Here is a 22,632-nt window from a genome sequence, read left to right as displayed (position 1 = left end):
CGCCGCAACTGTGAAATATGATACCTGGCACGAAACCATTGTTTGAAAGGAGCTCCACCATGCGGGAGTTTACCATCGCCCCAAACGACGCCGGCCAGCGGCTGGACCGCTGGCTCTCCAAGACCCTCCCCCTCCTCCCCGCCGCCCTGGCCCAGAAGTACATCCGCCTAGGCCGGGTGAAGGTAAACGGGAAGAAATCCAAGCGGGATGTCCGCCTGGTCCGGGGGAACCTGCTCCAGCTCTACATCAACGACGAGTTTTTCGACCGCCCCACCCCGGAGAACGCCTTCCTCTCCGTCTATAAGCCCCAGCTCAGCATCCTCTATGAGGACGAGAACCTCTTGCTGGTGGACAAGCGCCCGGGGATGGTGGTCCACCCCGACGAGCAGGAGCGGGTGAACACCTTACTCACCCACATCCACGCCTACCTCTACCAGAAAAAGGAGTGGTCCCCCTACCAGGAGGGCTCCTTCGCCCCCGCCCTGTGCAACCGCATCGACCGCAACACCGGCGGCATCGTCATCGCCGCCAAGAACGCCGAGGCCCTGCGGATTATGAACCAGAAAATCCGGGACCGGGAGGTGGAGAAATCCTATCTCTGCATCATCCTGGGCACCATGGACCCACCCCAGGGGAAGCTGGAGGGCTTCCTCTTAAAGGACGAGGTGAAAAAGCAGGTCTCCGTCCACAAGCGGCCCATTGAGGGGGGCCGCACCGCCGTGACCCTCTACCGCACCCTGGCCAAGGCCAAGGGCCTCTCCCTGATGGAATGCCGCCTGGTCACCGGGCGCACCCATCAAATCCGCGCCCAGTTTGCCGCTGCGGGGCATCCCCTGCTGGGGGACGGAAAATACGGCCGGGAGCGGGAAAACCGCCAGCGGGGGCGCACCTCCGGCCAGGCCCTGTACGCCTACAAGCTCTCCTTCCCCTTCCCCACTGCGGCAGGCATCCTAGAGCCCTTGCGGGGGCGGGAGTGGGTGGTCCCGGCGGTGGATTTCGTGGCGGAATACTTCCCGGAATGCTCCATTCATGTATAATTTCCCCCCATTTCACCCCCTTTTTTGAAAAAATATCCAAGTAACGCTTGCATTCTCTCTACAATTCTGGTATATAAATTGAGTAAATTACCAGAAGGGACCCTATATATGCCGATTCGACCCATCCACATCCCATCCTTCCGCATCCCACAATTGAATGCCTTTGAGATTAAATTCTTCATGGCCCTGCTCATGGTCCTGGACCACTTGGACCATATCCCTGGGCTGCTCTCCACCACCCAGGCCGGGGTCTTTCACGTAATCACCCGCTGTGTCGCCGTCTGGTTCGCCTATGCCGCCGTGGAGGGCTTTTGGCACACCCGCAACAGCCTGCTTTACAACCTGCGCCTGCTCCTCTGGGCTCTGGGCATGGCCCTGGGGAACCTGCTGTACAACCACATGGCAGCGGAAAAAGGGCTGTCCATTCACAACAACATCTTCCTCACCCTGGCGGTGGGGGTGCTGGCCCTGAACATCCTGTCTGGGGAACACGGCGGGAAGCCCACCACTGGCGGGAAGCTGCTGCGGATTGTCATGGTAACAGCCCTGGTGGCCCTGGGCTTCATCTTCACCGAGGGCGGCATCGTCTTATTGCCCTTCATGCTCATCACCTACACCTTCCGCAGCCGCCACAGCACCCGCAACCTCCTCTACTTGGCCCTGTCCATCTTCCTCTTCGCCATCTCCTATCAGCCCTACCCCACCGCGCGAGAGACCTTACAGATGCTGGCCTTCAACTCCGACTTCCTCTTCCTCACCGTGCTGCCCTTCCTGTCCCTCTACAATGGGAAGCGGGGGCCGAAAACCACCTTTACCAAATACTTCTTCTATCTCTTCTACCCCCTGCACCTGTGGATTATTGGGGCCATCGCACTGATGATGGCATAAAGGCATTTCCCTTTACAGCTCCTTGCACAGACACCGGCGCGGCCTGAACATGGGCCGCGCCGGTTTGTTTGTGTCAGTTGATTTTCACCTGTTCCCACAGGGTATTCATATAGTTCAACATCTCGTCTGGGAGGTTGCGGTAAGCGTAGCGGTTGTACAGCTCTGCAAAGCCCTGGATCTCCGGGTAGAGGATGTCCATGACCTCCTCCCCCATCTCCTCCTGGTAGTCCTCGTTCTCATAGACCAGGCGGTTGGGGCAGGCGTAGTAGAGGTATTCCGCGTTGGCCACGGCGGGCTCCTCACTGAGCATGTAGTTGATAAAGATTTCCGCCAGCTCCTGGTCCTGGCAGCAGGCAGGCACACACATGGCATCGAAGAAGTAGTTGGTGGTTTCCGGGTAGTAGAACTGCAAATCCACCGTAGGGGCCTGGGCGTCCACCATGGTGAAGTAGTCCCCGGCGTAGTAGGCCCCAACATCCGCCTCCCCGGCCTCTAGGGCGTTGAAAATCTCGTCCATGACGTAGGCCTTTACCAGGGGGCGCTGGTCCACCAGGGCTTGGAAGGCCTGGTCCCACTGGGCCTTGTCCTCTGTATTCACGTCAATCCCCAGGCGGTACATGGCGGTGCCGAAGGCGTCCCGGGCGTTGTTAAATTGGAGGATCGACCGGGTGTACTTCTCGTTCCACAGCAAATCCCAGCCCTGGGCGTCTGCCGGGTCCACCGTATTGGCGTTGTAAATGACCCCCACCACGCCGTAAGTATAGGGCACGGTATAGGCCTCTTCTGGGTCGTAGTACAGCCCCCGGAAGTCCTCCCCGATATATTGATAGTTGGGGATGTTGTCAAAGTTCAGGGGCCGGAGCATCCCCTCCTCTTGGAGGCGGGCAATCATATAGTCCGAGGGGATGATGACATCGTAGCTTACCGCCCCGCTCTTCAGCTTGGCGTAGAGGTCCTCGTTGCTGGCGTAGGTGGAATAGTTCACCTTCACCTTCTCCCCATAGGTCTCCTCATACCATGTCTCAAAGGCGGCGATGGTATTCAGGGACCCGTCCGAGCCGTCGGAGATATATTCCCCCCAGTTGTACACGTTGAGGGTTCGGACGTTCTGCTCCCCAGCGATGGAGGTGACCACAATCAGCGCCAGGGCCACCGCCACCACGCCTCCGGCCAGGAACTTGCCCCCCCGGCCGCTGCGGCGGCGGCGCTTGGGGGCCCCCTCCTCGTCGCTGTCGTCCATCAGGTTGTTGACCACCAGCAGGGCCAGAATGGCAAAGAATATCAGGGTGGCCAGGGCGTACATCTTCGGCGTGACCGTCTTTTTGGTCATGCTATAGATGCGGATGGGCAGGGTTTCAAAGCCGTTGCCGGCGGTGAAGTAGCTGATGACGAAGTCGTCCAGAGAGAGGGTGAAGGCCATAATCATGCCGGTGAGCACCCCGGGCATGATTTCTGGCAGCTCCACCTTGAAGAAGGCCCGCACCGGGGTACAGCCCAGGTCCATGGCCGCCTCGGAGAGGGCGGGGTCCAACTGGCGCAGCTTGGGCAGCACCTGTAGGATCACATAGGGCAGGCAGAAGGTGATGTGGGCAATGAGCATGGTCCAAAAGCTCAGGCTGGTGCCCAGGCCCATGAGCCGCCCCACAAAGACGAACATCAGCATCAGGGAAATCCCGGTGATGATATCCGGGTTCACCATGGGGATGTTGGTGGCGGTGCGCAGGGCGTATTTCAAATAGCGGTTGCGCAGCTTGTTGATGCCCACAGCGGCGGCGGTACCCATGATGGTGGACAGCAGGGAGGCCGCCAGGGCCAGCACCAAGGTGTTCTTCAGGGCCCCCAGGGTGTTGGCGTCCCGGAAGAGCTCCTTGTACCAGTGCAGGGAGAAGCCGGAGAACACCGACAGGCTGTTGCCGCTGTTGAAGGAAAACACCAACAAAATCACAATGGGCGCGAAGAGGAAGAGCAGAATCAGCGCCGTATAAATTTTTGCAGAAAGCCGCATTTAGATCCCGCCTCCTTCCGTGCGCCGGGCCGCCAGGTAGTTCAGCAAGGCCATGCAGGCCAGCAGCACCACCATGAGCACAAAGGCAATGGCCGCGGCAAAGTGGAGATTATTGGCCACGTACTGCCCCTCGATGGCGTCACCGATGAGGAAGAACTTGCCGTCCCCCAGCTTTTGGGAGATATAAAAGGTACTGATGGAGGGGATGAGCACCATGTTCACCCCGGAGATTACCCCCGGCAGGCTCAGGGGCCACACCACCCGGCGCAGCACCCCGAAGCTGCTGCACCCCAGGTCCCGGGCGGCCTCCAAGAGCTTCCCGTCCATCTTTGCCATGATGGAGTAGAGGGGCAGGATCATGTAGGGGAAGTAATCGTAGACCATGCCAATGACCACCGCCGCCTCGGTGCCGATGATGTGGATACGCCCCAGGTGCAGGGCCGCCAGGAAGTTGTTCAGAATGCCGGTGTCCTGTAAAATCGTCATCCAGGCGTAGGTGCGGATGAGGAAGTTCATCCACATGGGGATCATAATGACCGTCATGAAGGTCTTTTGCACCTTGGGCTTGGCCCGGGCCATGATATAGGCGATGGGATAGCCCAGCACCAGGCAGATGGCCGTGGAAATCAACGCCAGCTTCAGGGAGCGCCAGAAGATGAGCAAGTAGGTGTGGACCTCCCCGCCATCGGCGGTGGAGAAGAAAAAGCGCTGGATGTGCGCCAAGGTGAAGGCGAAATTGTCGTCTGTAAAGGCGTAATAGGCCACGAACAGCAAGGGCACCAGGATGAAGAGCAGGGCCCAGGCGGAGTATGGGCCCAGGGCCAGGACCTGCCGCCGGGCAGGACGGGCTACAGTTTTCATGCTTCCTCCTCCCCTAAGGTCTCGTCGGAGAGCTCTTCCAGCTCGTTGGAGAAGGAGGAGTAGTCCCCATACAGGTCGGAGTACTCAGACTTCTTCATAATGTGGATGGCGTCGGGCTCTAGCTGGATGCCGATTTCCTCGTCCACGTCCACAAAGTCCGTGGTCTGGATCATCCACTTAAAGCCCCCCACGTCCACGATGATCTCATAGTGGACCCCCAGGAAGGTCACGGAGGTGACCACCCCTGTCAGCTGCCCCTGTTCCAGGGGGACAATGTCCACGTCCTCCGGCCGGACCACCACATCTACCGGCTCGTTTTTCCCAAAGCCCGCGTCCAGGCAGTGGAACTTGGCCCCGGAGAAGCGCACCTGATAGTCCGCCAGCATCACCCCGTCCAGGATGTTGCTCTCCCCGATGAAGTCCGCCACGAAGGCGTTGACAGGCTCGTTGTAGATATCCACAGAGGTGCCGATCTGGTGGATGCGGCCCTCGGACATCACCACCACCGTGTCGGACATGGACAGGGCCTCCTCCTGGTCGTGGGTGACGAAGATAAAGGTGATGCCCGTCTGCTTCTGAATCTTTTTCAGCTCCACCTGCATGTCCTTGCGCAGCTTCAGGTCCAGGGCCCCCAAGGGCTCGTCCAACAACAGCACCCGGGGGTGGGCGATGAGGGCCCGGGCGATGGCCACCCGCTGCTGCTGGCCGCCGGAGAGGCGGGTGACGTTGCGGCGTTCAAAGCCTGTCAGGGCCACCAGGGCAAGCATCTCCTGGACCCGCTCCTGGATTTCCTCCTTGGGCACCTTCTTCTCCCGGAGGGGGAAAGCCACGTTCTCGTAGACATTCAGATGGGGAAAGAGGGCATATTTCTGAAACACGGTGTTGACGCTGCGCTGGTGGGGGGGCAGGTCGTTGATCCGCCGCCCCAGGAAAAGCACGTCCCCCTCGTCTGGGGTATCGAAGCCCCCGATGAGCCGCAGCAGGGTGGTCTTGCCGCAGCCAGAGGGCCCCAGGAGGGTGAGGAATTCGTTGTCATAGATGTCTAGGTTGATCCCCTTGAGGACGGGCTCCCCATCAAAGGATTTGGTAATGTTTCTCAGTTCGATGATTTTTTTCACAGCGGGCCTCCCACGACAAAAAAAGCTGCGTGCCAAAGGCACACAGCTTGCAAAAATCGACACGTCCACCGCTGGGGAGGCGGAGGCTTCGCCCAGGGGGAGCGGGATGATGAGAGTCTATATAGCAAGAACCTTACTTTTACTACTCTTATTGACCATTTCACAAGTTTGTATGCCGTTAAGGCACTGGTTTATAGTTACCAACTTATAAAACTTGGGCTTTTAACCCAATCAATAAGGCAACAGAAGTTGCCGCCGCAACATGCGGAACTCGGCATTCGACCCGGCTGTCCGTATGGCCTTGGCTGCGGGCGGAGCGCTGGGTAAGCGCAGCTGGCAGCGGTCGTGTTCTTTGGAAAGACTCCGATTATGTTGTTTTCCAATGAAATTGTGTGTTTATTGTAGCAGAAAAACCCTGCGGTGTCAATGGCGGATTATGCGCAAAAGAGCAGCGAGAGCAGCCCCCGGTAGACCTCCAGCAGGGACAGCCTCCCCACCGCCTCCTGGGCTATCAGCTTCACCGAGGCCCGCTCCTCCCCGTCCACCAGGATGGTAAGCTGGCCCAGCTCCTGCCCCTGCTCCACCGGGGCCTGGACGGATTCCAACAGGTCTACCGTCGTGGCCAGCTTCCCGGCGTCCTCCTTGGCCAGGAGAAGCCGCACCTCCTCCGACAGCACCGGCTGCACGGAGCCCTGCCGGCCCAGCTCCACCGCCACAGGCACCAAGGGCTCTGAGGGGGCCGCTGTCACCAGGGTGTAGGCGGAGAAGCCGTAGTTCAGCAGGGTCTTGGCAGCCTCAAAGCGGTCGCTGCTGGTGGGAGAACCCAGGACCACGGCAATCATCTCCATGCCCTCCTTTTCCGCCGTGGCGGAGAGGCAGTAGAGAGCGCTGTCGGTGGAGCCGGTTTTCAGGCCGGTGGCCCCGCTGTAGTAGCGGATGAGCTTATTGGTGTTGGCCAGCTGGAAGGCGCCGTCCCGGATGGTATCCATCCAGATGGTGGTGTAAGTACGGATATCCGGGTGGTGCAAAATAAGCTCCCGGGACATGAGTGCAATGTCATAGGCGGAGGTATGGTGCCCCTCGGCGGGGAGGCCCGTACAATTTTGGAACACGGTGTCCTCCATCCCCAGCTCCGCCGCCTTGGCGTTCATTTTTTCCACAAAGGAGCTCTCGCTCCCTGCCAGATACTCCGCCATAGCCACCGAGGCGTCGTTGCCTGAGGCCACGGCGATGGCCTTGAGCATATCGTTCACGGGGAATTCCTCCCCCTCCTTCAAATACACCTGGGAGCCTCCCATCCCCGCGGCGGTGGCGGAGACGGGGATCATGGTGTCCTTGGTGATGACCCCGCCGTCTAGGGCCTCCATAATCAAGAGCATGGTCATGACCTTGGTGACGCTGGCGGGCTCGAGCTGCTGGTGGGCGTTCTCCTCATAGAGGACCTCCCCCGTGGTCTTTTCCATCAGCACCACCGCCTTGGCGTTCACGTCCAGGTTGGCGGCGAAGGCGGGGGCGGCCAGGGTGAACAGCAGCGCCAGGGCCAAACAACAGACAAAGCGTTTTTTCATGGGTGGACCCTCCTAAAAATACAAACTCAGTTGTCAACAGCCTATGCGCCCCCCAGGGTGGACAGAACCGGACAGGAACAGGGAAAAAAGCTCTTGACAAGTTAACTTGTCAGTGATATCCTAATGGTTGTCAAGAAAACTTGACGGCGCACGTCCAATTTGTCAAGAAAACTTTACAAGAACAGGAGGATACCCATGGAAAAGATGGAAAAAGACGATATTCTGCGAAAAGCCCAGGAGCAGAAGGGCGCGGATGAGTTGGAACTTGAAATAGAACGGCGAGGGAACACCCTGAGCTGGAAGATTGGCCTGCTGGTCTGTGCTGTCCTATGGATTATCAAAATATTCACCGACCAGCCCCGCCTTGATGTGAGCGGCTTATACTTCATCATGATATCCGTTGGTGGGTTATATAAGGGGTACCACTTTCAGTCAAAAAAGGATATCACCTGGGGAAGCATTGGTATCGTCATTGGGTGTGTCTGCATCGCTGTGTACCTCTGGAAGCTCTTCTTCTAAGGCGGTATTTTTATGGACAACGATCTGATTTTACACAACAACCTGAAAGCCGCCCGGGCGGAAGCGGGCCTCTCCCAGGGGGAGCTGGCCAGCTTGGTGGGGGTCTCCCGCCAGACCATCAGCTCCATCGAGACGGGGCAGTTCAGCCCCACGGCCAAGCTGGCCCTGCTGCTGTGCATCGCCCTGGACAAGAAGTTTGAGGAGATGTTTTATTTCTAAACCAAGCAAACGGCCCGGTAGGACTCCTGTCGTCCTGCCGGGCCAGTCTTAATTTTCCAAAGAAGGCGGTCGATAACCAAAGTAAGAACAAAACGAAGGAGGACACCCCATGAACGGCATCCAAAACACTCCCGTCAGCGGGAAACCCGTACAATACGGCAAATTTACCTTTTTGGACATCTCCGACCAGCTGGTGAAATCCGACAAGCCCCCGGACCTGGACAAGATGGTCCCCGTCACCGACAGTCCGGAGAAGCAGCGGCAGTTCTGGGGGAGATTCTACTCCGACGCCGCCCTCTCCCGGAGCCCTGTGGCCGGGGTGAAGGCGGAGATCGACCAGGAGAGTGAGGCAGTCATCAACGATTTCTTTGACGGCAGGGTCAGCGAGGCAGAATTGTCCGAGAAATTCCAGTCCCTGTTCTCCCGCTTCGCGGAAAGCTGCCAGGATGCGGGATACCCCATCCCCCTGGTCTCCAAGGGCACCAATCAGGTGATGCTGGACAGCTTCTACTCTGAATTTCGCCGGAAAATCCTGGACACCGCCGTCCAGCGCAACAACCAGGAGGGGAAACAGTACCTCACCGGGGAGATGAACGCCCAGCGCAACTGGAAGTATTACAACTCCGACTACTATTTCCAAAGCGAAAAGGCCCTGGGGGCCATCACCGACGGGGTAAAGACCCTGGCTCAGGACAAGGCCTATGAGGGCTTCACGCTGCGAGACTACAAGGCCGAAGGGTTGAATCTCTATTACAACTTCAACACCGCCGTCTCCAACAACATAAGCGCCGACGAACAGTACATTCTAAACCCCGACCAAGTGCCCCCGGAGCACTTCCAGTGGTTCTACCAGTCCGGCGGGGACAGCAGCCGGCGGGTGTTCTCCGTCGACGGTCTCATCGTCACAGACCCAGACGGACGGGTGGTGGAGTACTACGACTACCGCCCCACCAGCTTCGACCCCACCGACCACAGGACCGGAACCACCTGGGCCAAATACCAGGACAGCCAAGGGATTGAGCACTTCGTGACGGCGGACTTCCTCTTCGGCGGCACCAAGGCGGACCTGCACAATGTGGCCGCCCTGCTGAACTTCACCAGCGGGGACAAGGCCCAGAATGCGGCGGTGAACCGCTTCCTGGGGAACTTACAGCTCTACAACCAGGGGTATTTCTCCCGCTTCCCTCAGGGGGGTGGGGTGCGCTTGAAGGCGTGAGCCCATAGACAGCAAAACCGGCATGGCCAGTCAGGCCATGCCGGTTTGTTGATATAGTTGACGCAATCAGGGAATCCTTTTTTTCAGCTCCTGGGCCCAATCCGCGTAGCGGCGGACTTTTTCCTGGCAGTCCGCCTTAGTGTCCCCGGTGGCCAGGACATACACCTTAATCTTGGGTTCCGTGCCGGAGGGGCGAACCACAAAGTAGGTGCCGTCGGCCAGGCGGTATTTCAGCACGTCAGAGCCGGACATATCCAGGGGGGTGCTGGCCCCAGTGGCAACCTCGGTTTGGGTGCCGGACTGGTAGTCCAGCCGCAATTCCACCGGCGTTCCAGCCACCTGGGTGAGGGGCTCAGCCCGGAGGCTGGCCATGAGGGCCTTCCGGTGGGCGATGCCCTCCAAGCCGGGCATCATCAGGTTGACCGTCTCCTCGCCGTGGTAGCCGTGCTGTTGATAGAGCTGCTCCAAGGCGTCCAGGAGGGTCATGCCCTGGGCGGCGTAGTACCCGGCCATCTCCGTGAGGAGCAGGGCTGCGGTGACGGCGTCCTTGTCCCGGACATAGTCCCCGATCATATAGCCAATGGACTCCTCATACGAGAAAATCACCTGACCCTGGCCGCTCCCTTCCAGCTCATTCTTCTTCTGGGCCATGAACTTAAAGCCGGTGAAGGTGTCAAAGCTCTTCACCCCCCCTGCCTCAGCAATCTTCCGGGACAGGTCGGTGGTGACGATGGTTTTCAGGGCAACGGCGTTCTCTGGCAGGGTGTTTTGGGCCTTACGGGTCTTGATGATATAATCCAGCAGCAGGGCCCCGGTCTGGTTGCCGCTGATTTGGATGTACGCCCCCTCCGGCCCCTTCACCTGGATGGCAACCCGGTCCGCGTCGGGGTCGGAACCCAGGATGAAGTCCGCGTCCACCTCTTTCGCCAGCTTCACCGCCAGGGCAAAGCTCTCGGGGTTCTCTGGGTTGGGGGACTTCACGGTGGGGAAGGTCCCGTCAATGACCATCTGCTCTGGGACGCAGTGGAGGTGCTTCACCCCCAGCTGTTCCAAGACATAGGGAATCTGCTGGTAGCCGGTGCCATGGAAGGGGGTATAGACCATGCGGAAGTGCTCCGCCACCTTGGCCATGGCGGCTTGGCCGCTCATCTGGGCCAGGACATGCTTGAGGAACTTGTCGTCCGTCTCCTTGCCCATGAGGGTGATGCGGCCCTGGTCCAGGGCGGTCTGGTAGTCCATGGTTTTCACCCCGTCGAACACGTCCAAGCGCTCCATCTCCGCCGCCACAGCGGCGGCATGCTGGGGGGGGAGCTGGGCCCCGTCGGACCAGTAGACCTTATAGCCGTTGTACTCCGGGGGGTTGTGGCTGGCGGTGACATTGATGCCGGCGGTGCAGCCGTATTCCCGCACCGCAAAGGACAGCTCCGGGGTGGGGCGCATGGCCTCAAACAGGCGCACCTGCACGCCGTTGGCCGCCATGACACAGGCGGCCTCCTGGGCAAAGCGGGCGGAGTTGGTGCGGCAGTCAAAGCAGATGGCAATCCCCCGCTGCGCCGCCTGGGGGCCCTCGTTCAAAATCACCTGGGCGAAGGCCTGGGTGGCATGGCGGATCACATAGACATTCATCCGGCGCAGGCCTAAGCCCATAACGCCCCGGAGGCCGGCGGTGCCGAACTCCAAGAAGCCCAGGAAGCGGTCCTCTAGCTCCGTGGCGTCGGCGGACAGGGCCGTCAACTCCTCCCGCTCCGCCGGGGTGAGGGTATCGCTGCTGCACCAGCGCTGATAGTTCTCTTGATAGGACATGGCAAAAAGCTCCTTTCCCTGATGTGGCTCTCTATTTGTGGTATTTCGTCCCCTTGGTAATCTGAAAGGCCCGGTAGAGTTGTTCCAGCACCATCACCCGGGCCAGGTGGTGGGGGAAGGTCATGGGGGACATGGACAGGCGCAGCGCCGCCGCCGCTTTCACCGACGGGTGGAGGCCAAAGGAACCCCCAATGACAAACACAAGCTGGGAGGCTCCTCCCACCGTCCAGTCCTCCAACTTCCCCGCCAGGGCTTCGCTGGAAAGGGCCTGCCCCTCCACACACAAGGCGGTGAGCTTCCCTCCCCTGGGGACCTTGGCCAGGATGCGTCCCGCCTCCTTTTCCAGGGCGGCGTCAATCTGGGCCTGGGAGGGGTCCTCCGGCAGGCGCTCTTCTGGGAGCTCCGTAACGCTGAGCTTGCAAAAGCCCCCCAGGCGCTTTTCATATTCGGCGCAGGCGGCAGCGAAGTGTTTCTCCTTCAGCTTGCCCACGCAAAGGACTTGGATGGTAACCATAGCTGTATCTCTCCTGTCCGGGCACGCAAAACAGACGAAAACGACCCGGACGGGATGCCGTCCGGGCCGGTCGGCTTAAAAAAGCCTTGTTACACGACGTTATTGCGCCAATCCTTGTCGGGAATGACCTTGCACTGGATATCCGCCCCCAGCTTGGAGAGCTTTTCCACGATATCCTCATAGCCCCGCTCGATATAGTAGACCTGATCCACCTCGGTGGTGCCGTGGGCGGCCAGGCCTGCCACGATCATTGCGGCCCCGGCCCGTAGGTCGCAGGCCCGGACAGGGGCGCCGGTGAGCTGGCTGACCCCCTCAATGACGGCGATCTTCCCGTCCACCTGGATTTTGGCGCCCATGCGGCGGAACTCGTCGGCAAAGCGGTAGCGGTTATCCCAAATGCCCTCGTTGAGGATGCTGGTGCCCTCTGCCAGGCAGAGGACGGCGGCAATCTGGGGCTGCATATCTGTGGGGAAGCCGGGGTAGGGCATGGTCTTGACGTTGGCCCGGGTGAGCTTGCCTGTGCGGCGGACGGTAAGGGAATCCCCGTCCTCCTCTACCTGCACCCCCATCTCCACCAGCTTGGCGGTGATGCAGTCCATGTGCTTGGGAATGATGTTGTTGATGCGCACCTCGCCCCCGGCGGCGGCCACGGCGGCCATATAGGTGCCCGCCTCGATCTGGTCGGGGATGATGGAATAGGAGCCGCCCTTCAGGCGGTTCACCCCCCGGACCTTAATCACATCGGTACCGGCACCCATGATATCCGCCCCCATGGAGTTGAGGAAATTGGCTAAATCCACAATGTGGGGCTCCTTGGCGGCGTTCTCAATGACGGTGAGCCCGTCGGCCAGGGACGCAGCCAGGAGGATGTTCATGGTGGCCCCCACCGAGACCACGTCCAGGTACACCTGGGCCCCCCGGAGGCGGCCGTTCTCGGCGGAGGCATAGACAAAGCCATTCTCCACCTGGATTTCCGCGCCCATGGCACAGAAGCCCTTCAGGTGCTGGTCAATGGGGCGCACCCCCAGGTCGCAGCCCCCAGGGGGGGGGACCTCCGCCCGGCCGAAGCGGCCCAGCAGGGCACCGATGAGGTAGTAAGAGGCACGGATCTGGCGCGCCAGATCGTGGGGAACCTTTTGCTTATAGACTTTTGAGCAGTCCACGTCTACAGTTGTCCGGTTTACCCGGCGGATCTTGGCCCCCAGCTCCTCCATGATGTCCAGAATCATGGTCACGTCGCTGATGTTGGGGACATTTTCGATCCGGCAGACGCCGTCCACCAAAAGCGCGGCGGGGAGGATGGCCACGGCAGCGTTCTTCGCGCCGCTGATCTCCACTTCGCCGTGAAGGGGCTTACCGCCCTGGATCACATACTTCGTCAAAAAAGACACCTTCTTTTGTGCTCCTCAGGTTTTTATGGAAAACAGGGGGAACGGGACATCCCGTTTCCGTTGCAAGTAGCATTTCCGTCTTCCCCGCCGCTCATGTACCGGGACCCAAAAAGGGGAGGGGAAAAATACGGAAGGTGGATTTTGAGAAAAATCCGTAACAATTGTGTAACCATTATACCATTCCAGAGCGGAAATTGGAAGGAGATTTTTAACAAAATATGTGCAGTCTATTAAGTTTTTTCGTCCCATTGCTTAATTTTTCTGGAAATTCCTTCCTCTCAGGAGAGGGGGGCTGGCTCCAACTGGGGGGAAAGGGCTCCCTCCGCCAGGGGGGAGACGAAGCAGAGCAGGCCGTGCTGGGAGGGGAAACTGCGGATTTCCAGGGCCGGGGGGATGGGGCACTGGGCCTGGGCCAAGGCCCGGCGGACCAGGCGCAGGGTGTCGGTGTCAGAGAGGCGGCTGGGGGTGAGGCGGGCGGCTTGCAGCTCCTCCCTGGAAAAATAGAGCACCGGGGCGCTGTCACTGTGGGTGATGGTCATGAACGGAGTCCTCCTAGAAAAACGTTTTTCAGATAGAGATATTATACGTACTTTCTGCCGGGAGGGCAAATGTAAAGCTTTCCAGAAAGGAAAACCGTTATGTTCCAGCCCTGCCCCGCAGCCGGTAGCACAGGTGGAGGCTGCATAGCATGAACGCCGACAGGGCCAAGTCCGCCAGCCACGCGCCGGAATAGGAACCGTTGCGGTCAAAGACCAGGGAGCCCACCAGGGGCCCCACCGTGGCCCCCAGGGAGCTGGCCACGCTGGCATAGCTGAACAGTTGGGCAAAGGCCCGGTTGCCCATGAGGTCACTGGTGATCAGGGGCATACAGACGGTGCAGTTGGCGTTGCCCACGCCAAAGAGGAAGCCCCCCGCCGCCGCCAGCAGGAAACACGCCGCCCGGGGCAGGAGCAGGAACAAACCCAACCCCGCCATGAGGCAGAGGATGGAGACTGAGGCAGCGGTTTTGGCATTCCAGCGGTCGCTGATCACCCCCAGAAGGAGCTTCCCCACCACGATGCCAAAGGCGGAGATGGACATCACCGTGGCGGCGGTGACCGCGTCCAGGCCGCAGTCCACCATGCTGGGGATGGCATTGTTGTTAAAAATGGTGCAGGCGATGGAGAACAGGCAAAAGGTGCCGAACATGGCCCAGAACAGGCCGGAGCGCAGGGCCTGGTCTGTCCGCAAGCCCTCCAGCTGGTCCGGAGGCTGCGCCCCCTCCCCCTGTTGGGGCTCGTCCCCCAGCCGGGGGAGCCCCCGGTCGGCGGGGCTGCGGATGACGGTGCCCACCACCAGGGGCAACACCAGCAGAAAGGTCAGCAGGGCCAGCAGGCGGTAAGCCGCCTGCCAACTATAACGGGCAATGGTGGCGGAGAGCAGGGGGTTCAGGAGAACGGCCCCCACCCCGCTGCCCGCCATGGCCACCCCCATGACCTTCCCCTTCAGCCGGGGCCCAAACCAGTTGGTGATGAGGATAGACACCGGTACAAAGGACAGGAAGCGTCCGGCAAAGCCGAACACCGCGGAGATCACATAGAAATGGTATACATTGGTGGCAAAGGAATAGGCCCCAAAGCACAGGCCGGTGAGCACTGCAAAAAAGCTCATCAGCGCCCTGGGGCTGTATTTGTCAAAGGCCTTGCCCCCCACCACCGCCGCCACAGTGGAGGACAGGGAACATATGCTGATGTGCAGGTTGAAGGTGGTGCGGCTGATGCCAAAGTCCCCGGTAACAGGCACGGTGAACACCCCGGGCAGGGTGAGCATGGGGGCGTAGACCATGCCCATCAGCACCACACCAGTGAGGACAATCCACCAGCCGGGATAGATCTTCTGTTTCATGGAACCCTTTCCTTTCTATACCGCCCTATGCCGAAAAGGACGGCAGAGGCTTCTGCCGTCCTTCGGCTGACACTGGCTATGTCAGGGAGAAAAAGGAAATCTATTTCTTCACCACACCAGCAAACCCTATGGTGCGGGGTGAAGGCGTGTGTTGGTTTACTTCCACATTGAGAATCCCAATGGTGCCGGAGGCCTTGATCTCGTCCAGGGCAGGGATGATCTCCTCGGCCTTACGGAGCAGCTTGCCCACGCCATCCCAAACCGCTACCATCTTCTCGTAAGGGAACATATCCGGCAGCAGGTTGATGGGGTGGTGGCCATGCTGCGCCAAATATTCGGGGAACTTCAGCTCCTGGGAGAGCTTAATCATGCCCCAGGCGGAGTCGTTGGCAATGACACAGATGGTGGGAATCTCATAGCGCAGCAAGGTCTCAAACTCCATGGCATGGAAGCCGAAGCTGCCGTCGCCGGTGACGTACATCACAGGCTTCTTGTCCGCCGCCCAGGCCCCCAGGGCAAAGCCGGGGCCCATGCCGATGGTGCCGTTGATGCCAAAGCGGAGCATTTGTCCGGGATAGTGGGCAATGCTGTTGTACTGCACCCACTGGGCCGCGTCGCCGCCGTCGCAGATAATGTGCCAGTCCCGGCCGTTGACGTCCAGCCACCTCCGAAGCTCCCAGGTGAGGCGGCCAATGTGCAGGGGGGTGGTGGTGTCGTCGGTGCGGGCGTCGGTGAAGGGCTTCATGGCCACCGCCGTCAGCTCCCTGGCCCGTTGGACCCACAGCTCGTCATTCCGGGGGGACACCAGCTTTTCCACCGCCTCGTAGAGCTGCATCGCACCCACGCCGCAGGAGGCCACGATGCCCACGTCCGCGTCCCGGTTGAAGCCGATCATGGCCCGGTCCTCATGAATCTGAATCACCTGGGCGGACCCGTTGAGGTTGGGGGCCTGGCCCCGGTTCAGGTGGTTGTGGTTGTAGACCCCCAGCTCCAAAATCACATCTGCCTCCGCGGCAGCGGCCTCCCCCAGGTGGAAGAGCTCCGCCGTCTCCTCGTCGGCAAACAGGCCCCGGACATAGGGCATGGAGGTGGTATAGACGGGCATTTTCAGATAGTCCGCCAGCATTCCCACAAACTCCCCGTGGTTGGTGGAGTAGCGGGCCGCCTCCCCCACAATCATCACCGGGCGCTTCGCCCCCGCCAAGAGCTCTGCCGCCTGCTTGATGTACTGGGGGTCGCCGTATACGTCGCAGAAGGTCCGGGACTTCTGGGGCACCCGCACCGCGTCCTCCTCCACCGTGGCGGCGGAGACATTCATGGGAATCTCCAAGTAGACAGGCCCCGGGGTGCCGGACACCGCCGTGCGGAAGGCCTTGGACACATAGTCCGGCAGGCGCTCCGTGGTCAGGCAGCGCTTGGCGTCCTTACACACAGCGGCCATGCAGTCCAGGGTGTTCAGGTCCTGGCAGGTGCCGCTGTCATAGGTGGCCATCATGGCCCCGCCGCCAATGTGGATCAGGGGGGTACAGGCGTCCTTGGCCTCCCCCATGGCGGTGGCGGCGTTGGTGACCCCAGGGCCGGCGGTGGTGATAATCACCCCGGGCTTGCCGCTGACCCGGGCATAGGCGTCGGCGGCAAAGCCGGCGGTATCCTCATGGCGGACCATATAGACCTCGATCCCCTCCTCCCGGCAGCCGTAGATGATGTTCATAATGTGGCCGCCGGAGAGGGCAAACACGCACTCCACGCCTTCCTTCTTCAGTTGCTTTGCAACCAATTGTCCACCGGTCAACATTGCCATAATAGTACACTCCTTACATTATATACTCATATACTCAGTTGTCATGGGGGCTTATCCTATCCATCAAAGCGGGTGAAAATCTCCTTGACGTTTTCCTGCCGCATGGCCCGCTGGAACGCGTCCTCGATCTCCCGGAGGTGGCTGCGGTGGGAGATGATTTTCACAGCCTTTTCTGCCAATTCATTGTTGCCGGTGATCCACTGCACGGAGCGCTCGAAGGAATATCCGGCATACGCGCCGATGATCTTTTTGGAGTTGCGCACCGCGTCGTCTAAATTAAAGGTAGCGGGGGTGGAATAGACCCCGGCGCAGCACACGGTCCCCAGCTTGCGCACCAGGTCCAGGTTCGTCTGGAGCAGGGCCGAACGGCCTACGCATTCCAGGGCCACGTCCGCGCCCTGGCCACCGGTCAGGTTCTTGATCTCCTGGACGATGTCGCACTGGTCGCCCATAAATGTATAGTCCGCCCCCAGCTCCCTGGCCAACGCCAAGCGCGTCTCGTCCCGGGAGGTGCCATAGACGGCAATCCTGCCCGCCCCCAGGGCCCGCGCCGCCAGCAGGGCCGTCAGGCCGATGGGGCCGGGGCCGGAGATCACCACGAAGTCGCCATAGACAAGGCCGGAGCGGATGGCACAGTTGGCCCCCACCCCCAGGGGTTCCACAATGGCCCCCTGCTCCCAGGTCATGCCCTCTGGCATGTGGACCACCTGATCCTCATGAATGGCACAGTATTCCGCAAAGGCCCCGGCCTTGGTGGTGCCGCAGATGGCCCGGTCGGTGCAGTTCTGGGGCTGGTTATTCCGGCAGAACCAGCACTGCCCGCAGGGGTGGGAGGGCTTAGCCAGCACATGGTCCCCCAGCTTGACGGTCCGCACCTGCTCCCCCACTGCCACCACCTCCCCGGAAAACTCATGGCCCAGGATCAGGGGGAGGTATTTCTCCTTATAGTGCATGGTCTCTTCCCACAGGTAGGTGTGGATATCACTGCCGCACAGGCCGGAGGCCATCACCTTTACCAAAACTTCTTCGCCGCTGATCTCCGGCACGGGGACGGTAATCAGCTCGATGCCCGGTTTCGTGCTGGTCTTTGCGGCGGCCAGCATGGTTTTACTCATAAATCACTCACCTCTGTTGACGGGCGCCTGCTGGATGTCGCCATCAGCAGGCGCCCTCGGTCCGCTATGTTACATCACTTGTCCCTGCCACTGGGGCGGGGATCACTCCTGCTTCATCAGCTCTTCGTACATATCCCGGTCCTCCGAGACCATCTTGGTATAGGTCTCGCCGTCCAGGAATTCGGTGACGAATTTCAACCTCTCACAGGTGTCCAGGAAGGTCTGGTCCTGGACAGCCTTGTCGAAGGCGGCCTTGATGACGTCGATCTTACTCTGGTCCGTACCGGCGGGGAAGGCGAAGGCGCCGTAAGAGCTATACGCCACGTCATAGCCCTGTTCCTTGGCCGTGGGGATGTCGGGGAAGGCCTTGGAGCGCTCCTCGCAGGTGTTGGCAATGACGGTGAGCTCACCGCTCTCCACATAGGGCAGGAAGTCGCCGGAGGTGGCGGAGCCCAGGTAGATGTGGTTGCCCAGAAGGTTCTGGACGGTCTCGGCGGTGCCGTCGGTGGGCACCCAGGTGAACTTCTGACCAGCCAGCTCGCACAGGTCGCCCATGGTCAGGGGGTGGGGATAGCCGGCGCCAGCGCCGTTGACGCCGTCGGGCAGGTTCTCCTTGGACCAGGCAAAGAACTCATCCAGGCTGGTCACCCCCAGGCTGGCGGGAACCGCCAGGGCATATTCATAGATATTGAAGGTGGTGAAGATGTTAAAGTCCTCCAAGGTGTAGCTCAGGTCCATCTGGAAGGGGAGCAGGCATAGGGCGTTGTGGTTGACCATACCGAAGGTATAGCCGTCGTTCTTGGCATGGGCCAGCTCGCTCATGCCCACGGTGCCGGAGCCGCCCTCCTTGTTCACCACGGTGACAGGCACCCCCAGCTCTTTTTCCATGGCGGCGGCCAGGGCACGGGTGGACAGGTCAGCGGGGCCGCCGGCGGACCAGTTGACGATGCAGGTGATGGCGCTGGTGGGGTACTTCTCCTCTTTCCCGGCGTTGCCGCCGCCGTCAGAGGGGCCGCTGCAGCTTGCCAGGGTGCCGCAGGCAAGGAGCGCTGCAAGAGAGAGTGCAAACAGACGTCTTTTCATGATGGATAACCTCTTTTCTAACATTGATTATTTTCTGCCCGAAGCGTCGGGCTTGGGCACACAAAAATACAAGCATTATTCCTCGCCCTGACTGCCGCTGGGTTCCTCCACGGCCTGGCTGGCTAGGTACTCCGCCTTCTCCTTCCGGGCGGATTTCACCCGGCTGCGAACGATGGTGAGAATGGAGATGGCCACCACAGCCCACAGCACCCAGTCCAGAGGCTTTTGGAAGAAGATGTTAAAGTTACCGTCGGACATGGTGAGGGCCATGCGGGCATACTTCTCCAACATGGGGGAGAGGATAAAGCCCACCAGCATACAGGCCACAGGATAGCCAAACTTCATCAAGATATAGCCCACCACGGTGAAAATCAGCATGATGAGGATATCTTCCAGACTGGTGAACAGGGCATACACGCCCACCATGCAGAACATACACACACAGGGGATAATCACTGTGGGCGAGAGCTTGCTCACCTGCTTGAACACCTTCAGCATCACGAAGGTCATCACCAGCAGGATCAGGTTGGAGGCCAGCAGGCCCACATAGATGTTATAGACCGACTGGGGGTCCTCCCGGAAGATCATGGGGCCGGGGGTGAGGCCTTGGAGCATAAACGCGCCCACCAGCAGGGCGGCGGTAACGTCGCCGGGGATGCCCATGGTCAGCAGGGGGATCATGTTGGAGCCGCACACCGCGTTGTTGGCAGCTTCCGGCCCGGCCACGCCCTCGATGATGCCGGTGCCAAAGCGTTCCGGATGCTTGGAGCGGCGTTTGGCGGTGTCGTAGCCCAGCCAGGCGGCCAGGGTTGTCCCCAGGCCGGGGAGGGCGCCGATGCCGGAGCCGATGAGGGCGGACTGGAACCAGATTGGCACCAGGCCCTTGACCTCCTTGCGGCTGAGCTTTTCGTCCTCCGGGCCCCTTGGGGGCGGGAGCACAGTGGCCTTCCGGTTGGTGGGGGCGTGGTTCTCCACCTGGATCATGATGGCGGAGAGGGCCAGCAGGCCGATGAGCATGACCACCAGGTCGATGCCGCTGGAAAGCTTCACCTGTCCGAAGGTCAGGCGGGTGCTGCCCTCCATGGGGTCGAAGCCGATGGTGCCCAGGAGCAGGCCCAGGGCCCCGGCGGCCAAGCCCTTAAAGACATTCTCCCCGGAGGCAGAGCCGATAATGGTCATGGCGAAAAGCATGAGGATGGTGTATTCTGCGGGGCCAATCTCCAAGGCGTATTTGGCAATGGGCTCAGCCACGAAGATCAGCAGGATGGTGGCAAACATACAGCCAAACATGGAGGAAAACAACGCCGTCTTGATGGCCTTGGTGGCCTGGCCCTTTTGGGCCATGGCATATCCGTCCATGACGGTGGCACTGGCCGCTGTGGTCCCTGGCGTGGCCAGGAGGATGGCGGAGACGCTGCCCCCGAAACAGCCGCCGTTGAAGGCCCCCAGACACATAACAATGGCCTGTGTGGGGGTAAGATAATAGGTAAAGGGGATCACCAGGGCGATGGCCATGGTGGCGGAGAGCCCGGGGATGGCACCCAGGATCAGACCCACCGTCACGCCCCCCAGCAGGCAGGCCAATACGCCAGGCGTGAGAATATTGGCAACGCCATTGGCTAACATTTCTAGCATGGATGATCCCTCCTTTATGGCATATAGAGCTTGAGGCCGTAGGTGAACAGGCACCAGACCAGAATGGGCATGACGATGGAGACCCCGACAATGACAAATTTATTGCGCTGCCCCAGGAAGAGCATCAGGATGGCAAGCATCACCGCGTTCACCGGGATGTAGGGCAGGTAGTACATGGCCAGGGTGGCCGCCAGGACAATCAGCAGAACCACAGCGATGCGCCGCAGGCCCGTTAAGTTGAACGCATAGGTCTTTCGGCCATACGGCCGCTTCCTTCGGCAGAAGGCGCTGATCACCATGCCCACCGCCATCACCATTAAGATGTAACAGTACAGCGACGGGAGGGTCCTGGGGTTGGGAAAACCATCCGGATTCATGGTCCGAATCTGGCTGTCGATGAAAAAGACCCGGACAACGAGGGCGGCGATAAAAAACACCCCGCCAATGACGGCTTCGCCCTCAAACTCGCTGAGCTTCAAAACCAGCTCGTTGTGCTCGTTGCGGGAAAGATGCTTGGACTTCACAAAATTCTCCTCCTCTACGATAGGATCTCTCAGATGTGTTTGGTCTCCCCGGTAGGATCACCCCCTTCGCCCCGGGATATTTGCACTTTGTGTGGAAAGCTATGGTTGCGGGTACAAATTCCATGTGCTATAATGAAGCAAGCGATTCGTTAGGCTGCAAACCGCTTTCCCTCCGTTGTTTTTACTATAACATTTGATTATGTCTCTCGTCCATCTCAGCTTTTTGAACAAACCATTCATTTATTTGTATCAAATGACAAACTGGTATCAGGCCGTCTGCCCTCCCTTCCAGGGGCTGCCGGCCAACAAGGAGGGGTCATCCATGAACCTGCTGCACCTGGAATACTTTCGGGAAGTGGCGATGATCGAACACGTCCAGCGCACCGGGGAAAAGCTCCACGTGAGCCCGTCGGCCATCAGCGCGGGCATCCGAAGCCTGGAACAGGAGCTGGGGGTCCAGCTCTTCGACCGGGTGGGGCGCAACATGCGCCTGAGCGAATACGGCAGGCAGTTCCTGCCCTATGTGGAGGAGGCCTTCGCCGCCCTGGACCATGGGGTGGAGGCCCTCCACGCCGCCCAGGGGCGCCACTCCAAAAACGTCCGCTTCTCTGTCCAGGACGGCGCCCTGTGGAACTACCTGCTCATCCCCTTCAGCGCCAAATATCCCGACATCAACATCCATCAGATCAGCCGGGAGCCAGACCGCCAGGGGAAGCTGATGGACCAGGCCAACCTGGATTTCATCCTCACCGACCTGAACCTGGACAACAGCAACCTGGAACACTGCGAGCTCTTCCAGAGCGACCTGGTGGTGGGGGTCCCCAAGGGCCATCCCCTGGCCCAGCAGGGGGAAGTGAGCATCTTCGACCTGCAAAATGACCTCTTCCTCTTCCGCCCCAAGACCGACGCCTTCCAGCAGTACGTAGACCAAATCCTGGACGCCATCGGCTTCCAGCCCTCCAAAATCCGGGTGATGGAATACATGCTGCGCTTCCGTATGTTCCAGGAGGGGCCGGGGGTTATCATCACCACCCAGCGGATCATGGAGCGGGAGACCGCCCTATTCTCCCACGCCGCCTATCTGAAAATCCGGGAGTTCGCCGACTTCCCCCTGGTGAAAAAGCTCTATTGGAAAAAGTCGCCCCCCCTCTCCCCCAGCGCGGAAATCTTCCGGGACTACTTCCGGGAGGAAACCCAACACGGGGTGGGGAACCCTGGATTCTTCTAAGAGGCAGCCCCTGGCCGGAGCCCTCCCCCCAACCCCATCTATACCGGAAAAAACGAACAGGAACCGTGAGGCCCCTGCCGCCTCCGGTTCCTGTTTTCTTTCCCTCGGCCCCCCGCCCTGCCTTTCGTCAAAATCCTATCCCATTTCCCAGCCATCGTGTTGACATAGGCAGCGGTGTTTTGTATAATATAGACTAAAATTGCGGGTTTTTGTCACAATTTAG

At 60.1% G+C, this 22,632-nt stretch carries 20 protein-coding genes; 6 read left to right on the top strand and 14 right to left on the bottom strand.

Annotated elements, in window-relative coordinates; all coding sequences use genetic code 11:
• Positions 1-59: 59 nt before the first annotated feature.
• A complete protein-coding gene (locus ACTOZL_RS01310; RefSeq protein ID WP_482476253.1) occupies positions 60-1,037 on the top strand; it encodes an RluA family pseudouridine synthase in 978 nt (325 codons plus the stop codon).
• 108 nt (positions 1,038-1,145) lie between these two features.
• A complete protein-coding gene (locus tag ACTOZL_RS01305) occupies positions 1,146-1,925 on the top strand; it encodes a TraX family protein (protein WP_482476252.1) in 780 nt (259 codons plus the stop codon).
• A gap of 73 nt (positions 1,926-1,998) precedes the next feature.
• Here ACTOZL_RS01305 and ACTOZL_RS01300 read toward each other — a convergent pair whose 3' ends face one another.
• The 4 genes from ACTOZL_RS01300 to ACTOZL_RS01285 all read right to left on the bottom strand — a co-directional run bounded on the left by ACTOZL_RS01300 (position 1,999) and on the right by ACTOZL_RS01285 (position 7,477).
• Positions 1,999-3,930, bottom strand: a complete 1,932-nt coding sequence (locus ACTOZL_RS01300; RefSeq protein ID WP_482476251.1) for an extracellular solute-binding protein — start codon at positions 3,928-3,930, stop codon at positions 1,999-2,001.
• Positions 3,931-4,791: an ABC transporter permease gene (locus tag ACTOZL_RS01295; protein WP_482476249.1), complete on the bottom strand. Its 861-nt coding sequence runs from the start codon at positions 4,789-4,791 to the stop codon at positions 3,931-3,933.
• Positions 4,788-5,909: a spermidine/putrescine ABC transporter ATP-binding protein gene (potA, locus tag ACTOZL_RS01290; RefSeq protein ID WP_482476248.1), complete on the bottom strand. Its 1,122-nt coding sequence runs from the start codon at positions 5,907-5,909 to the stop codon at positions 4,788-4,790. The genes ACTOZL_RS01295 and potA overlap by 4 nt, the downstream gene beginning before the upstream one ends.
• 434 nt (positions 5,910-6,343) lie before the next feature.
• Positions 6,344-7,477 carry a D-alanyl-D-alanine carboxypeptidase family protein gene (locus tag ACTOZL_RS01285; protein ID WP_482476247.1) on the bottom strand — a complete coding sequence of 378 codons (1,134 nt, stop codon included), beginning with the start codon at positions 7,475-7,477 and terminating at the stop codon, positions 6,344-6,346.
• A 195-nt stretch (positions 7,478-7,672) separates the two neighbouring features.
• Between ACTOZL_RS01285 and ACTOZL_RS01280 the strand changes: the two genes are divergently transcribed.
• The 3 genes from ACTOZL_RS01280 to ACTOZL_RS01270 all read left to right on the top strand — a co-directional run bounded on the left by ACTOZL_RS01280 (position 7,673) and on the right by ACTOZL_RS01270 (position 9,431).
• Positions 7,673-7,996, top strand: coding sequence for a DUF6442 family protein (locus ACTOZL_RS01280; protein ID WP_482476246.1), 324 nt, complete (start codon positions 7,673-7,675; stop codon positions 7,994-7,996).
• Between the two features lie 12 nt (positions 7,997-8,008).
• Entirely contained in the window at positions 8,009-8,215 is a 207-nt protein-coding gene (locus ACTOZL_RS01275) for a helix-turn-helix transcriptional regulator (protein ID WP_482476245.1), read from the top strand.
• A gap of 109 nt (positions 8,216-8,324) precedes the next feature.
• The gene (locus ACTOZL_RS01270) at positions 8,325-9,431 is read left to right on the top strand and encodes a hypothetical protein (RefSeq protein ID WP_482476244.1); all 1,107 of its coding nucleotides are present in this window, start codon (positions 8,325-8,327) and stop codon (positions 9,429-9,431) included.
• Between the two features lie 66 nt (positions 9,432-9,497).
• On the opposite strand, the gene ACTOZL_RS01265 is transcribed toward ACTOZL_RS01270, so the two are convergent.
• The 10 genes from ACTOZL_RS01265 to ACTOZL_RS01220 all read right to left on the bottom strand — a co-directional run bounded on the left by ACTOZL_RS01265 (position 9,498) and on the right by ACTOZL_RS01220 (position 21,181).
• A complete protein-coding gene (locus tag ACTOZL_RS01265) occupies positions 9,498-11,234 on the bottom strand; it encodes a phospho-sugar mutase (RefSeq protein ID WP_482476243.1) in 1,737 nt (578 codons plus the stop codon).
• Positions 11,235-11,265: 31 nt separating this feature from the next.
• A complete protein-coding gene (rlmH, locus tag ACTOZL_RS01260) occupies positions 11,266-11,748 on the bottom strand; it encodes a 23S rRNA (pseudouridine(1915)-N(3))-methyltransferase RlmH (protein ID WP_482476242.1) in 483 nt (160 codons plus the stop codon).
• A gap of 89 nt (positions 11,749-11,837) precedes the next feature.
• Positions 11,838-13,130, bottom strand: a complete 1,293-nt coding sequence (gene murA / locus ACTOZL_RS01255) for a UDP-N-acetylglucosamine 1-carboxyvinyltransferase (protein ID WP_482476240.1) — start codon at positions 13,128-13,130, stop codon at positions 11,838-11,840.
• A 287-nt stretch (positions 13,131-13,417) separates the two neighbouring features.
• Entirely contained in the window at positions 13,418-13,678 is a 261-nt protein-coding gene (locus tag ACTOZL_RS01250; protein ID WP_482476239.1) for a hypothetical protein, read from the bottom strand.
• A 97-nt stretch (positions 13,679-13,775) separates the two neighbouring features.
• The gene (locus ACTOZL_RS01245) at positions 13,776-15,023 is read right to left on the bottom strand and encodes an MFS transporter (RefSeq protein ID WP_482476238.1); all 1,248 of its coding nucleotides are present in this window, start codon (positions 15,021-15,023) and stop codon (positions 13,776-13,778) included.
• A 100-nt stretch (positions 15,024-15,123) separates the two neighbouring features.
• Positions 15,124-16,824, bottom strand: a complete 1,701-nt coding sequence (locus tag ACTOZL_RS01240) for a thiamine pyrophosphate-binding protein (RefSeq protein ID WP_482476237.1) — start codon at positions 16,822-16,824, stop codon at positions 15,124-15,126.
• A gap of 56 nt (positions 16,825-16,880) precedes the next feature.
• Positions 16,881-17,939, bottom strand: a complete 1,059-nt coding sequence (locus ACTOZL_RS01235) for a zinc-dependent alcohol dehydrogenase (protein WP_482476236.1) — start codon at positions 17,937-17,939, stop codon at positions 16,881-16,883.
• A gap of 102 nt (positions 17,940-18,041) precedes the next feature.
• Positions 18,042-19,022, bottom strand: a complete 981-nt coding sequence (locus ACTOZL_RS01230; RefSeq protein ID WP_482476235.1) for a tripartite tricarboxylate transporter substrate binding protein — start codon at positions 19,020-19,022, stop codon at positions 18,042-18,044.
• Between the two features lie 75 nt (positions 19,023-19,097).
• Positions 19,098-20,657, bottom strand: a complete 1,560-nt coding sequence (locus tag ACTOZL_RS01225; protein WP_482476234.1) for a tripartite tricarboxylate transporter permease — start codon at positions 20,655-20,657, stop codon at positions 19,098-19,100.
• A gap of 14 nt (positions 20,658-20,671) precedes the next feature.
• On the bottom strand, positions 20,672-21,181 hold the full coding sequence (locus tag ACTOZL_RS01220; protein ID WP_482476233.1) for a tripartite tricarboxylate transporter TctB family protein: 510 nt from the start codon (positions 21,179-21,181) through the stop codon (positions 20,672-20,674).
• Between the two features lie 322 nt (positions 21,182-21,503).
• Here ACTOZL_RS01220 and ACTOZL_RS01215 point away from each other — a divergent pair, with 322 nt between their 5' ends.
• Complete coding sequence (locus tag ACTOZL_RS01215) at positions 21,504-22,409, top strand: LysR family transcriptional regulator (RefSeq protein ID WP_482476232.1); 906 nt, start codon at positions 21,504-21,506, stop codon at positions 22,407-22,409.
• The last annotated feature ends 223 nt before the right edge of the window (positions 22,410-22,632 follow it).

It is taken from the genome of Evtepia sp., assembly GCF_056797215.1.
The sequence above is the reverse complement of the archived record's forward strand: the minus strand, read 5'-3'. Positions and strand labels throughout refer to the sequence as shown.